The organism is Pseudomonas sp. KBN12P06040, from assembly GCF_037574965.1.
In the GTDB taxonomy this organism is placed as follows: Bacteria; Pseudomonadota; Gammaproteobacteria; order Pseudomonadales; family Pseudomonadaceae; genus Pseudomonas; species Pseudomonas aeruginosa.
In genome coordinates this window covers 1,083,044-1,096,122 of record NZ_JBBELS010000001.1, presented here as the reverse complement: position 1 = coordinate 1,096,122, position 13,079 = coordinate 1,083,044, and the positions used below count along the sequence as shown (strand labels likewise).

The window sequence follows — 13,079 nt, the reverse complement described above, 5'->3', positions numbered from 1 at the left end:
AAACGCGAACCCTTGCGTCAATTCGACCTGCAAGGGTGAAATGCGCGGCGGCAAGCTCTATGCTCTGGTCCTTTCCAGCATAGTCTCGATTGCGATGTCACTGCCCCGTCTACGCAACCTGCTGTTCGTCGGCCTGCTCCTGCTGGTCGGCGGTGCCCTGCTCGCCAGCTACCTGCTGAGCTGGCAACCCGCCGATCGCGAAGCCGCGCCCCTGCATTGCCAGGGCGCCGCGCCGGCGCTGAAGCCGGGGCAGGCCCTGAAGGTGATGACCTGGAACATCCAGTACCTGGCCGGCAAGCGCTACGTCTTCTGGGACGACCTGCCGGATGCCACCGGCCCGGACCAGCGCCCCACCGCCGAAGACCTGGCGTTCACCCTCGACGAGGTGGTCCGGGTGATCCGCGACGAGCAGCCGGACCTGGTCCTGCTCCAGGAGATCGACGACGGCTCCAGCGCCACCGACGATCAGGACCAACTGGCGCTGATCCAGGAGCGCATCAACGATCTCTACCATTGCAGCGCCCAGGCCTACGAGTGGAAGTCGGCCTTCGTGCCGACGCCGCACATCTTCGGCAGCGTCGGCCGCAAGCAGGCCACCCTGAGCCGCTATCGCATCGATAGCGCCGAGCGGCGCCAGTTGCCGCCACGCGATGGCGGGCTGTTCGACCGCCTGTTCGGGCCGCGCCCGGCGATCCTGGTCAGCCACCTGCCGATCGACGGCGGCGGCGAGCTGGCCGTGCTCAACGCCCGCTTCGACCGCCCGCAGGCGAACGACGACACCCTCGAGCGCCAGGTCGAGACCACCCGTACGCTGCTCGACGAACTGCAGGCCAGGCGCACGCCCTGGCTGCTCGGCGGCGACCTCAACCTGCTGCCGCCCGGCCAGTATCCCTACCTGCTGGCGCCGCTGCGCGCGCCCTACCGGGAAGACAGCGAGCTGGCCGTCCTGAGCGGGCGCTTCCCGATGGTGCCGTCGCTGGAAGAGGCCAGTGGCGTCGACCAGGTTCGCTGGTACACGCACTTCCCCAACGACCCACGGGTCCAGGGGCCGGATCGGACCCTCGACTACCTGTTCCACAGCCCCTCGCTGACCCGTCTCGATGCCCGGGTCCGGCGCAGCGATACGCTGCAGATCTCCAACCACCTGCCGCTCGCCGCGCGCTTCCTGCTGCCCCATTGACCGGGCGCGCGCCGGGCTGGACAAGCGGCCCGGCGCGCCGCATGCTTCGCCCCCATTCATAACAACAAAAAACGGCAAGGCCGCACACCATGCCCCTACGCAACACAACGCCCCTGCTCGCGCTGCTGGCGTTCGCCCTGCTGGCCGCCCCGCAGCTCCATGCGCAGGACGCAAGGCCGTCGTTGAACGTCGGCTACTACGAATTCCCCCCCTACATCTATACCGCCCGGGATGGCCACGCCGCCGGTTCCGGCGCCCGCCTGGTCCGCCTGCTGCTGGAGCGGGCCGGCTATCGTCCGGCGTTCCGTGCCCTGCCCAGCGCGCGCCTGTACCTGGGGCTGCAGGACGGCAGCGTGGCGCTGTGGGCCGGCGCGGCCAAGCCGGAGCTGGCCGCCGACACCCTCCAGGCGCGGCGCGTGCTCGGCCACGTCAGCCTGAACCTGTACTACCCGGCGCACCAGCCGGCACCGCGGGTTCCCCAGGACCTGGCCGGACGCCGGCTGATCCTGATCAGCGGCTACAGCTACTGGAAACCGGTCACCGACTTCATCCAGGACCCCAACCTGCACCTGCGCCTGTACCGCACCGGCACCCACCACGCCGCCTTGCGCATGCTCGAACTCGGGCGCGGCGACTACCTGCTCGACTACCAGGCGCCGGTGGAAGCGGCCAGCCGCCAGGCGTTGGCGAGCCAGGAACTGTACCGCCTGCCGCTGCGGATGATCGTCTCGCGCCACATTCCCGGCGCCGAAGCGCTGCGCGACCGCCTGGACCAGGCCTACGACCAGTTGCGGAGCGACGGCGCCGACCTGTCCCTGCTGTGAACCGACCCCGGAGGAGGAGCCCGATGCATACCGCCATCCCCTGCTGCACGATCAACGGCGAACAGCCCGCCCTGCGCGGACAGGTCTGCCAGTCGCTGCTGATCCAGGAATGGTGGTGGGAAGGCCGTCCGGCCGATCCGGTGAACGTGGTCTACCTGCAGTTCGAGCAACGCTGGTATCGCCTCTACTTCGAGGGCGAGACGGTGTTCTGGCGCAGCGGCGAAGCGCCGCGGCCCTGCGAGAACGACGAAGGCCCGGGCGAGTACCGCCTGCACGACCTCGGCCGGCAGCGCGGCCTGGTCGGTGTGCGCCTGCTGGCCCTGGAGTTCGTCCTCAACGGCCCGACCCTGGACAGCCACTTCGACTTCGCCGACGGCCAGCGCCTGAGTTTCCGGCACTTCCTCGACGACGACCTGACCCGGGTGCTCTGAGCGCCGTCGACTACTTGCGTGGCTTGGCCCGGGCAGTGGCCTCGGCCACCAGCGGGTCGTCCGGCCAATAATGCTTCGGATAGCGTCCCTTCAGGTCCTTCTTGACTTCCGCATAGGTGCTGCGCCAGAAGTTCGCCAGGTCCTGGGTCACCTGCACCGGGCGATGCGCGGGTGACAGCAGGTGCAGCTTCACTGCCAGGCGGCCCTGGGCGATGCGCGGAGTGTCGCCGAGGCCGAACAGTTCCTGCAGGCGCACCGCGAGGATCGGCGGGGTTTCGCTGTAGTCCAGGCGGATGCGCGAGCCGGAGGGGACTTCCAGGGTTTTCGGCGCCCACTCGTCGAGACGCTGCGGTAATGGCCAGGGCAACAGCCCGGCGAGGATCGAAGCCAGGTCGAGGTTGGCGAAGTGAGCCAGGCGGGTGACCTTGCCGAGATAGGCCGGCAACCATCCCTCCAACCGTTCCAGCAACGCGGCGTCGCTGACGTCCGGCCACTCGCTCTCGCCCTTGTCTTCCAGGTCCAGCCGGCGCAGCAAGCCGATGCGCGCCTGCCACTGGCGCAGTTCCGGGGTCCAGGGCAACAACTCCAGGCCCTTGCGCCGGACCAGGCCGAGCAGCGCCTGGCTGCGCGCCGCTTCGTCGAGGCCGGGTAGCGCCTCGCTGGACAGCACCAGTTCGCCGACCCGGCGCTGGCGCTCGGCGCGCAGCACGCCTTCGCGCTCGTCCCACTGCAGCTCGTCGCGCTGGCTGACCTGCTCCGCCAGGACCGTATCGAACAACCTCGGATCGAGTTCGGCGGCCAGGTAGATCCGCTCTTCGCGCTGGCCCTGGCGGCTGCCCAGATCGGCGATCACCAGCCAGGGCTGCTTCATCAGGCTGTCCGGTTCGCCGAACTGCGCAGCGCGTCCATTGGCCAGCCGGTAGTCGCCGCCACCGGCGCGGCGCTGGCGAGCGATGCGGTCGGGATAGGCGAAGGCCAGCAGGCAACCCAGCCAACGCGGATGACCGGGATCGACGACCGCCTCGCTGGCGGCGCCGCGCAGGTAACCGCGGAACTGCCGGGCCAGTTGCCGGGCGCGCTGTACCGCGCCGCGCGAGGCGCCAGTGCGGGCCTCGCCGGCGAGCAGGGCGAGACGGCTGTGCAGGTCGGCGCCGCCGCCACGCTGTATGTCACGTTCGCCGAGCAGCGCCGCTACGTCGCAAGCCAGTTCGCCAAGGCCGAGGGCCTGGCCGCGCAGCAGCAGGTGGGCAATGCGCGGATGGGTCGGCAATTCGGCCATCGCCTGGCCATGGGCACTCAACGCGCCGCTGGCGTTCAGCGCCCCCAGCCGCCCGAGCAGCTCGCGGGCCTGGGCGTAGGCCGCCGCGGGCGGCGCGTCGAGCCAGGCCAGCTCCTCCGGCGCCACGCCCCAGCGCGCCAGTTGCAGGGCCAGCCCGGCCAGATCGGCCTGGAGGATTTCCGCCGTGCCGTAGGCAGGCAACTGCTCATGCTGGCTCTCCGACCACAAGCGGTAGCATACGCCCGGCTCCAGGCGCCCTGCGCGGCCGGCACGCTGGGTAGCGGAGGCGCGGGAGATGCGCTGGGTCTCCAGGCGGGTCATGCCGCTACCCGGATCGAAGCGCGGCACCCGCGCCAGGCCGGCGTCGATCACCACCCGTACGCCGTCGATGGTCAGGCTGGTCTCGGCGATGTTGGTCGCCAGCACCACCTTGCGCGTGCCCCGCGACGCCGGCTCGATGGCGGCGCGCTGGGCGGCGAGGTCGAGCTCGCCATGCAGCGGGCAGAGCAGCACCTCGGGGCGACCGCCAAGGGCCTCGCGCAAGCCTTCGTGAACGCGGCGGATCTCGGCCTGGCCGGGAAGAAAGACCAGCACGCTGCCGCTTTCCTCCGCCAGCGCCTGGAGCACCGCCTGCTGCACCCGCGGCTCGATGAACTCGCCGGGTTGCGCCGCCCGTCCCCAGCGGATATCCACCGGGAACATGCGGCCCTCGCTGCGCACCACCGGCGCTTCGCCGAGCAGCGCCGCAAGACGCTCGCCCTCCAGGGTCGCCGACATCACCAGCACTTTCAGCGGCGGCTCGTCGCGCAACAGTTCGCGGCCATTGAGAGTCAGCGCCAGGGCCAGGTCGGCATCCAGGCTGCGCTCGTGGAATTCGTCGAAGATCACCAGGCCGACACCGTCCAGCGCCGGGTCGTCTTGCAGGCGACGGGCAAGGATACCCTCGGTGACCACTTCGATGCGGGTCTTCGGGCCGACCCTGCTCTCCAGGCGGATCCGGTAGCCGACGGTCTCGCCGACCTTTTCGCCCAGCTCGGCGGCCAGCCGCTCGGCCGCGGCCCGCGCCGCCAGGCGTCGCGGTTCGAGCATGAGGATGCGTTGGCCGGCGAGCCAGGGCTCGTCGAGCAGGGCCAGCGGCACCCGGGTGGTCTTGCCGGCACCCGGCGGGGCTTCCAGGACGGCCTGGTGTTGTGCGCCAAGGGCCTGGCGCAGGGCGGGAACAACGGCGTCGATGGGTAGGGAAATCATGCTGGCTCCGGACTGACCGACGAAGTATACCGGCGAACCGGCAGGCGCTTTCGACGGTCTTATCGTCATCGTCGCGGCAGAAGATTGCCGAACGCTGGTCGATTGCTATAGTTCGCCGTCATGTTCACCCGGAGGTCATACATGCGCCTTGCCACCCGCGTTTCCTGTGCCGTTCTCAGTGCAGCCCTGCTGAGCCAGTTGTCGGCCTGCGGTACGCTGTTCTACCCCGAGCGACGCGGCCAGATCGACGGTCGCATCGATCCGGCCATCGTCGCCTTCGACGCCATCGGCCTGCTGTTCTATATCATCCCCGGCCTGATCGCCTTCGGCGTCGACTTCGCCACCGGCGCCATCTACCTGCCCGACGCCAAGTACTCGGTCGCCCCGGAAGTGCTCAAGGATGCCGTCGGCGCGGACGGCAAGGTCGACAACCGCAAGCTCAAGGCCATCCTCGAACGCGAGATCGGCCGTGAACTGCCGCTCGACGACCCGCGCCTCATCCGCCACAGCGGCAGCGTCGAGCAACTGGCGGCCTATGGCCTGAAGCCGGCCGCCTGATCCGCCCTCCGAGCGCGACCGTGCGTCAGTGCCCGGTCGCCGCCCGGTTGGTTTACAGTGGCGCCGTCCCTCCTGACAGAAGCGCCCCATGAGTCCCGATTCCCCCCACGCCCGCCTGCTGTGCCTGGCCACCCTGGCCTCGCTCGGTGTCGCCGTCACCCTGGTCATCGGCAAGGCCATTGCCTGGTGGCTGAGCGGTTCGGTGAGCCTGCTCGCCGGCCTCACCGACTCCCTGCTGGACAGTGCCGCCTCGCTGCTCAACCTGCTGGCGGTGCACTATTCGCTACGCCCGGCCGACGACGACCACCGCTACGGCCACGGCAAGGCCGAGGCCCTGGCCGGCCTGGCCCAGGCCATGTTCATCGGTGCCAGCGCGGTGCTGGTGGCTATCCAGGCGGTCGAGCAATTGCGCGACCCGCAGCCCCTCGGCGCGGCCACCTGGGGCATCGCGGTGATGCTTCTGTCGCTGCTGCTCACGGCCCTTCTCCTGGCCTTCCAGACCCACGTCATCCGCCGCACCGGTTCCACCGCGATACGCGCCGACTCGCTGCACTACCGCTCGGACCTGCTGCTCAACGCCAGCATCCTCGTGGCACTGCTCCTGGCCCGCTACGGCTGGCCACAGAGCGACGGCCTGTTCGGCCTGGGCATCGCCCTGTACATCCTCTGGAGCGCTCTGCAGATCGCTCGCGAGTCGGTGTCGATCCTGATGGACCGGGAACTGCCTACCGACATCAGCGAGCGCATGCGCGAACTCGCCTGCAGCGTGCCGGGAGTGCTCGGCGCGCACGACGTGCGCACGCGGATTTCCGGCAACCACTGGTTCGTCCAGTTGCACCTCGAACTGCCCGGCGAGCTGAGCCTGTCGGTGGCCCACGCCCTGACCGACCGCGCAGTGCTGGCGATCAAGCGCGAATACCCGAAGGCCGAGGTGCTGATCCATGCCGACCCGCAGGAAGTGGTCGGCAAGGAAACCGTCAGTTGACGCTGTAGCCGCGCCCGCTCAGGCAGGCGGCCATGGCCCGGCGGTAGCCGTTGGCGACCTCGGCGGCCGGCGCGTAGGTCGCCCCCGCCGGGTCGAAGCCGCTCTCGCCCACCGCCCAGCGGTGGCACTCGTAGCGGTCGCGGCCCTGCTGGTCGGGCCCCTGGCCGCGCGCGGGGTAGGCCACCACGTCGTAGCTGGCGGCCGGCCCGCTGACCGGATAAACGGGTCCCGCTGCCCGCGGCGGCGGGCTGACCACTTCGTACTCGCGAGTGTCGGCATGCCACAGGTAGTAAGTGCCGGCGGCAAGGAAGTACAGCACGCCGCCCAGCCAGACCTGCTCCGCATAGGGCGGCAGGCTGCGGACGCGCACCCCGCGGGGCGGCACGACCAGCACATAGCGCGGGCCGTCGGGTCGGTACCAGTAGCCGTCGTCGAAGAAATACTCGCCGCCGCGATAGGGCACCCGCAGGTGTCCGCGCGGCAAGGCCTCCACCACCCGGCCCGGACGCCAGTCGGGATGCGGTCCCCAACTGCCGCCGTACGCTTCGCCGCGGCCAGGTCCCGGTTGTCCGTGGGCAACACCGCGCTCGCCGCCGGGTCCGCCGCGTCCCCCTCGGCCGTCGTCAGCCTGCGCCTGGACGCACAGGCTCAGCGAGAGAGCGCCCACCCCGAGCATTCGCCACCATCCACCGTTCATCGTCTGCCTCGCCCCGGGCCTGGTCGCCCGGCCACGTTCGAATGATCCCGGGAACGACTTTCCGCCGTTTTCCGCCAAGGGTGGGTAAACGCCGGGTAAAGAATGGGTAAAAGCGCGGCACGGGCCGGATCGCGAGCAAAGAAAAAGGGAGGCCCGTCGACCTCCCTTCTGGGGTAACTGTCCTGGCTCGGCGCTGTTGGCGACGGCTCACCTCACTCCACCTTCTGGGCGGTGTGCAACCCGGAGGCCGGCGCAACCCTGTAGGGTCGGCGGCCACGGCTGGCCTGATTGGGCGAGCCGTGATGGACGAGATGTCCGGGCCGTGAATCTGGGTAAAAGAATACGTCGCCAGGCGCGACCAATGATTGCTAATATTGCTCACCAGAACCTTGATTGCGCAATAAATCACTCAAATTCACCTTGCCGATGGCAATCAACCTGAAAGAAATCCTCGCCATGAACAAACTCGACCGCTACGACCTGCGTATCCTCGAAGAACTCCAGCGCGACGCACGCATCTCCAACCAGGAACTGGCAGAACGGATAGGCCTGTCGCCATCGCCCTGTTCGCGACGGGTCAAGCAGCTCGAGGACGACGGCTACATCGTCCGCCAGGTAGCCTTGCTGGACCGCAAGAAGCTCGGCCTGAGCCTCACCGCCTTCGTCCTCATAGGCATGGATCGACACACCCCGGAACGCTTCGAACATTTTCAGGAAGTCATCGGAAAATGCCCGGAAGTGCTGGAGTGCAGCCTGGTCACCGGGATGGACGCGGACTACCAGTTGAAGGTCGTGGTGCCGGACATGGACCACTACCAGAAGCTCCTGCTGGGTACCCTGACGCGCATCGAGGGGGTCTCCAGCGTGCGCTCCAGCTTCGTCCTCAACCAGGTGCTGGCGAGTACCGAACTGCCGCTGGAGCACCTGCGCGATTGATCGTAGCGAGACCTGGGACATGACACGGAACAGGCGGCATGCCGTATAATCGGCAGCCTGTTTCAGTTGTCATGCCCGCGTGGCCCCCGCATATAAAGAGCAGCCTGCTCGTAGAACGATAAACGCCTTGCCCGCCCCCCATGGCACGCTCCGTCCGACCGCGAGCCGGACTTCGTTTGCTTGAAAATCCGGAGGTTGCCAATGGATCCCGAACTGTTCGAAGAGTGGATGATGACCGGTCTGGTGACCGTGCTTATCCTGTTCATGGCTTTCATCGTGTGGGACCTGGCGAAGAAGTCGAAAGCCGGCAAGTTCGGAACCCTGATCCTGTTCTTCGCCCTCGGCCTGGGCGTACTGGGCTTCATCATCAAGGGCCTGGTCATCGGCAGCCTCGAAGGCGCGGGCATGTAACCCCGGCGCCACGCGCGTCATCCAACCACTCGTAATCATCCGCCGGCCCCGGCCAACGGGGCCGGCTCGCCTTGCCATTGCCTAGAACAAGGGAGTCGCCATGAACGCCGCCGACCGCGTCATGCAGAGTTATGGACGCTGCTGTGCCAGCACCGGATTCTTCGATGATTTCTACCGGCATTTCCTTGCCAGTTCCCCGCAGATTCGCGCCAAGTTCGCCACCACCGACATGACTGCGCAGAAACACCTGCTGCGTGCCGGGATCATGAACCTGGTGATGTACGCCCGCGGCATGTCCGACAGCAAGCTGCGCGCACTCGGCGCCAGCCATTCGCGCGCCGCGCTGGATATCCGCCCGGAACTCTACGACCTGTGGCTGGACGCCCTGCTGATGGCGGTCGCCGATCACGACCGCGACTGCGACGCCGAGACCCGCGACGCCTGGCGCGACGTGATGGGTCGCGGCATCGCCGTGATCAAGTCGTACTACTGATCGTTCCGCGCCCGCTGGACGACGCCCCTCTCGTCAGTCCAGCCGCGCCGGCACTTCCCGCCATTCCCCGAGGCCCAGGCCGTCCAGGCTCCAGGGGCCGATCCGCACCCGCACCAGCCGCAGCGTCGGCAAGCCCACCGCCGCCGTCATCCGCCGTACCTGGCGATTGCGCCCCTCGCGAATCACCAGTTCCAGCCAGTGGGTCGGCACCGACTTGCGAAAACGCACCGGCGGCACCCGCTCCCACAACGTCGGCTCATCCAGCAGACGCGCCTCGGCGGGCAGCGTCGGGCCGTCGTTGAGCGTCACGCCCTCGCGCAGGCGCCGCAATTGCTCCTCGTCCGGCGTGCCTTCGACCTGCACCCAGTAGGTCTTCGGCAGCTTGTGCCGGGGGTCGGCGATGCGCGCCTGCAGGCGACCGTCGTTGGTCAGCAGCAACAGGCCCTCGCTGTCGCGGTCCAGGCGCCCGGCCGGATACACGCCCGGCACCGGGATGAAGTCCTTGAGGGTCGAGCGCCCTTGCTCGTCGTTGAACTGGGTCAGTACGTCGAACGGCTTGTTGAACAGCAGCAGCTTCGGCTCGCTCGGCGGCGCCTTGGCCACCCGGCGTGGCGCAGGGCGGACGGGATGACGCGGGGAAGGACGCGGGGGACGGGACATGACTGGAAACGAGTTGGCTTGATCGGGGTACCGGGCGGCATGCTAGGTTGTCCGAGAGCCTGACCGCAAGAGCATCCCCTCATGCCCTCCCTGCGTCCCACCTGGCTGATCAGCCTGCTGACCCTGGCCGGCTGCGCTGGCAGCGCCTATCAGGGTCCGCCTTCGGACCATTTCGACGGCGAACGTTTCCGCAATATCCAGCCGACCGCGCACAAGAGCCTGCGCGACCTGCTCAAGTGGCAGTGGAACCGCCCGCCGCAACGCCCGTGGGTCGCCCTGCCGCCGACGGCAACGCCGCCAAGGGTGAACGAGCGCGCCCGCGGCGAAGAACTGCGGGTCACCTACATCAACCACGCCACCCTGCTGATCCAGCACCGCGGCCTGAACATCCTCACCGACCCGGTCTGGTCGCAACGGGTCAGCCCGCTCGCCTTCATCGGCCCGAAGCGCCACCATCCGCCCGGGTTGACGCTCGACCAGTTGCCGCCGATCGACCTGGTGCTGGTGAGCCACAACCACTACGACCACCTCGACCTGGAAACCCTGCGCCAGCTCCACCGGCGCTGGCCGACGGCCAAGGTGGTCAGCGGCCTGGGCAACGCCGGGCTGATCCGCCAGACAGGTTTCGCCGACGTCGTGGAGATCGACTGGTGGCAGGCCGTGCCGCTGGGCGCTGGCCTGACGCTGCATGGCGTACCGGTGCAGCACTGGTCGTCGCGCACCCGCAGCGACACCAACCGCACGCTCTGGCTCGGCTTCGTCATCGACTCGCCGGACGGCCCGCTGCTGTTTCCCGGCGATACCGGGCTCGGCCCGGAGTTCGGGCTGATCAACCAGCGCTTCGGGGCGATGCGCTTCGCCGCCCTGCCGATCGGCGCCTACGAGCCGCGCTGGTTCATGCGCGACCACCACATGAATCCCGACGACGCGGTGCAGGCCCATCGCACGCTGCAGGCGCAGACCAGCATGGCCATCCACTTCGGTACCTTCAATCTCACCGACGAACAGCAGGACGACCCGCCCAAGGCGCTCCAGGCGGCGCTGCGCAGCCAAGGCGTGGACCCGGCGACCTTCGGCACGCCGAAACCCGGCGAGCAGTGGCGCGTCGCACCGCGCAACGTCGCTCAGGAGGCCGAGGCCACCAGGCGGGAGCAGCAGTTGCGGTAGCGCTTGCCGCTGCCGCACGGACAAGCCTGGTCGCCACGGCCGCCCAGGGCCAGCCAGCTTTCCAGGCGCGCGGCCATCCCGGCCAGGCGCTCGCGGGCCTCGTCGTCCAGGCCGGCGCGGGCCAGTTGGCGCCGCAGGCCGAGGTAGTCTTCCAGCAGGACATCGCGGCTGAGCGCCTGGTACTGGTCGGCCAGCGGCACGCCTTCGTAGCGCCGCTGCGGGTCGGCCAGGAAAGCGATGGCGCCCGCCTGCGGCAGGACATTCCACAGGTTGCCGCGCGGATCGCGCCAGCAAGCGCTGAAACGCGCGCGCAGGGCCAGGCCGCGCCATTCTTCCAGGATCCAGCCGTCGACCCGCTCGCCGCCGAGGGCTTCGACCGCCCGACCGACCGAGAACCACGGTTCGCCGGCCAGGCTTTCCGGCATCGGCAACGGCGCTGCCACTTCTGGCGCGGCATCGGGCACCAGGCGGCGGGCGAAGCGACGGAGCGGGTTGCTGAGATGAGTGGGGGCGCTGAACGGCATGGGGCTCACATCGATGGCAGGCGTGGTCGTTCCGACCGGCAGAAGGCGCCGCGGTTCCACGCAGGGCGAAGGGCCGTCATTGTAGGGCCTCGGCGCCGCGAGGCGTAGAAGCGCGCCCCGGTTTCCGCGCGGAAACCGGGGCGCGTCCGATCAACGGAACGGCGGCTCGTCGAAACTCCGCAGCTTGCGCGAGTGCAGCGAGTTGAGCTGGCTGCGCAACAGGTCGAGGGCGGCGATGCCGATCCTCAGGTGCTGGTTCACCGCGCGCTCGTAGAAGGCGTTGGCCGAGCCGGGCAGCTTGATCTCGCTGTGCAGCGGCTTGTCCGAGACGCACAGCAACGTGCCGTAGGGCACCCGCAGGCGGTAGCCCTGGGCGGCGATGGTGCCGCTCTCCATATCCACCGCGATGGCCCGCGCCAGGTTGATCAGTGGCCGCTCCTGGGCCCAGCGCAGCTCCCAGTTGCGGTCGTCGTAGGTGAGCACGGTGCCGGTGCGCAAGCGTCGCTTGAGCGACTCGCCGCGCTCGCCGGTGACTTCGGCGGCGGCTTCCTGCAAGGCGACCTGGACCTCGGCCAGCGCCGGGATCGGGATGTGCGGCGGCAGCGCGCGGTCGAGGATGCCGTCGCGGCGCATGTAGGCGTGCGCCAGCACGTAGTCGCCGATGGTCTGCGACTGCCGCAGGCCGCCGCAGTGGCCGATCATCAGCCAGCAGTGCGGACGCAACACCGCCAGGTGGTCGGTGATGTTCTTCGCGTTGGACGGGCCGACCCCGATGTTGACCAGGGTGATGCCGTCGCCATCGGCGGCGATCAGGTGGTAGGCCGGCATCTGGTAGCGGTGCCAGACCACCCCGGCGACGATGGCGTTGGCCTCGCCTTCGTCCATCCCGCGCTCGATGATCACGTTGCCCGGCAGGACCATGCGCACGAAGCGCGGGTCCTCGCGCAGGCGGGTCAGGCCGAGGCGGATGAACTGGTCGACGTAGCGGTGGTAGTTGGTCAGCAGGATCCACGGCTGCACGTGGCGCCAGTCGCTGCCGGTGTAGTGCACCAGGCGGCGCAGGGAGAAGTCCACCCGCGCGGCGTCGAACAGCGCCAGCGGCAACTGGTCAGCGCGTTCCCATTCGTAGAGGCCGTCGGCGATGTCGTCGGAAGCGGCGGACAGGTCGGTGCTGGGGAACACCCGCGCCAGCTCGGCGGCGGTCACCCCGGAGCCGGCCAGCTCATCGCCCTGCTCGACCACGTAGGGATAGGGGATGTCCTGTTGGCTCGGGCCGACCTGCACCTGCACGGTGAAATCGTCCATCAGCGGACGCAACTGTTCCAGCAGGTACTTGCGGAAGGCGTCGGGGTGGGTGACGGTGACGCTGTATTCGCCCGGCACCTGGACCTTGGCGTAGGCGCGGGTGGTGGACGGCACCTCGCCCTGGCAGCGGTAGCCGATGCGCAGTTGCGGGTAGTGGAAGTTCTGCCGCTCGGCCTCGCTCGGCTCGATGCGCTCCTTGATGTAGCGCTTGAGCGCCTGGCTCAGCGCCGCGGTGGCCTGGCGGTGCAGCTCGGCAAGACGGTCGACGGCCTCCTCGGCCGTGCGGGCGACGACGAACCCGTCGTCGGAATCGATACTCATGGTGGGCTTCCTGTCGGTTCGCATGGAAAACATCTTGCCTGTACCGACAGGAAAACACAG

At 68.9% G+C, this 13,079-nt stretch carries 14 protein-coding genes; 9 read left to right on the top strand and 5 right to left on the bottom strand.

Annotated elements, in window-relative coordinates:
- The first annotated feature begins 40 nt into the window (after positions 1–40).
- The 3 genes from VQ067_RS05150 (at position 41) to VQ067_RS05140 (ending at position 2,435) form a co-directional block, all read left to right on the top strand.
- Positions 41–1,180 carry an endonuclease/exonuclease/phosphatase family protein gene (locus VQ067_RS05150; RefSeq protein WP_003110387.1) on the top strand — a complete coding sequence of 380 codons (1,140 nt, stop codon included), beginning with the start codon at positions 41–43 and terminating at the stop codon, positions 1,178–1,180.
- An 89-nt stretch (positions 1,181–1,269) separates the two neighbouring features.
- On the top strand, positions 1,270–2,004 hold the full coding sequence (locus VQ067_RS05145; RefSeq protein WP_015502380.1) for a substrate-binding periplasmic protein: 735 nt from the start codon (positions 1,270–1,272) through the stop codon (positions 2,002–2,004).
- A gap of 23 nt (positions 2,005–2,027) precedes the next feature.
- Positions 2,028–2,435: a hypothetical protein gene (locus tag VQ067_RS05140; protein WP_003093113.1), complete on the top strand. Its 408-nt coding sequence runs from the start codon at positions 2,028–2,030 to the stop codon at positions 2,433–2,435.
- 10 nt (positions 2,436–2,445) lie between these two features.
- On the opposite strand, the gene hrpB is transcribed toward VQ067_RS05140, so the two are convergent.
- Positions 2,446–4,962, bottom strand: a complete 2,517-nt coding sequence (hrpB, locus tag VQ067_RS05135; protein ID WP_033991266.1) for an ATP-dependent helicase HrpB — start codon at positions 4,960–4,962, stop codon at positions 2,446–2,448.
- A gap of 141 nt (positions 4,963–5,103) precedes the next feature.
- Between hrpB and VQ067_RS05130 the strand changes: the two genes are divergently transcribed.
- Entirely contained in the window at positions 5,104–5,520 is a 417-nt protein-coding gene (locus VQ067_RS05130) for a hypothetical protein (RefSeq protein WP_003093116.1), read from the top strand.
- Positions 5,521–5,608: 88 nt separating this feature from the next.
- Positions 5,609–6,505, top strand: coding sequence for a CDF family cation-efflux transporter FieF (gene fieF, locus VQ067_RS05125; RefSeq protein ID WP_033991267.1), 897 nt, complete (start codon positions 5,609–5,611; stop codon positions 6,503–6,505).
- On the opposite strand, the gene VQ067_RS05120 is transcribed toward fieF, so the two are convergent.
- A complete protein-coding gene (locus tag VQ067_RS05120; protein ID WP_052150398.1) occupies positions 6,498–7,181 on the bottom strand; it encodes a DUF6515 family protein in 684 nt (227 codons plus the stop codon). The genes fieF and VQ067_RS05120 overlap by 8 nt on opposite strands.
- A gap of 477 nt (positions 7,182–7,658) precedes the next feature.
- Here VQ067_RS05120 and VQ067_RS05115 point away from each other — a divergent pair, with 477 nt between their 5' ends.
- The 3 genes from VQ067_RS05115 to VQ067_RS05105 all read left to right on the top strand — a co-directional run bounded on the left by VQ067_RS05115 (position 7,659) and on the right by VQ067_RS05105 (position 9,042).
- Positions 7,659–8,138: an Lrp/AsnC family transcriptional regulator gene (locus tag VQ067_RS05115; protein ID WP_003106063.1), complete on the top strand. Its 480-nt coding sequence runs from the start codon at positions 7,659–7,661 to the stop codon at positions 8,136–8,138.
- 201 nt (positions 8,139–8,339) lie between these two features.
- Positions 8,340–8,549 (top strand): DUF2788 domain-containing protein, encoded by a 210-nt coding sequence (locus VQ067_RS05110; protein ID WP_003093125.1) that lies wholly within the window; start codon positions 8,340–8,342, stop codon positions 8,547–8,549.
- A gap of 100 nt (positions 8,550–8,649) precedes the next feature.
- Positions 8,650–9,042: a globin gene (locus VQ067_RS05105; protein ID WP_033991272.1), complete on the top strand. Its 393-nt coding sequence runs from the start codon at positions 8,650–8,652 to the stop codon at positions 9,040–9,042.
- A gap of 33 nt (positions 9,043–9,075) precedes the next feature.
- Here the strand turns inward: VQ067_RS05105 and VQ067_RS05100 are convergent, their stop codons facing one another.
- The gene (locus tag VQ067_RS05100) at positions 9,076–9,645 is read right to left on the bottom strand and encodes a pseudouridine synthase (RefSeq protein ID WP_003114324.1); all 570 of its coding nucleotides are present in this window, start codon (positions 9,643–9,645) and stop codon (positions 9,076–9,078) included.
- Positions 9,646–9,783: 138 nt separating this feature from the next.
- Between VQ067_RS05100 and VQ067_RS05095 the strand changes: the two genes are divergently transcribed.
- On the top strand, positions 9,784–10,869 hold the full coding sequence (locus VQ067_RS05095; protein ID WP_003106059.1) for an MBL fold metallo-hydrolase: 1,086 nt from the start codon (positions 9,784–9,786) through the stop codon (positions 10,867–10,869).
- Here the strand turns inward: VQ067_RS05095 and VQ067_RS05090 are convergent.
- Positions 10,827–11,393, bottom strand: coding sequence for an SEC-C metal-binding domain-containing protein (locus VQ067_RS05090; RefSeq protein ID WP_023083995.1), 567 nt, complete (start codon positions 11,391–11,393; stop codon positions 10,827–10,829). The two genes, VQ067_RS05095 and VQ067_RS05090, sit on opposite strands and share 43 nt — an antisense overlap.
- Before the next feature lie 150 nt (positions 11,394–11,543).
- A complete protein-coding gene (amn, locus tag VQ067_RS05085; protein WP_003119204.1) occupies positions 11,544–13,043 on the bottom strand; it encodes an AMP nucleosidase in 1,500 nt (499 codons plus the stop codon).
- Positions 13,044–13,079: the final 36 nt, after the last annotated feature.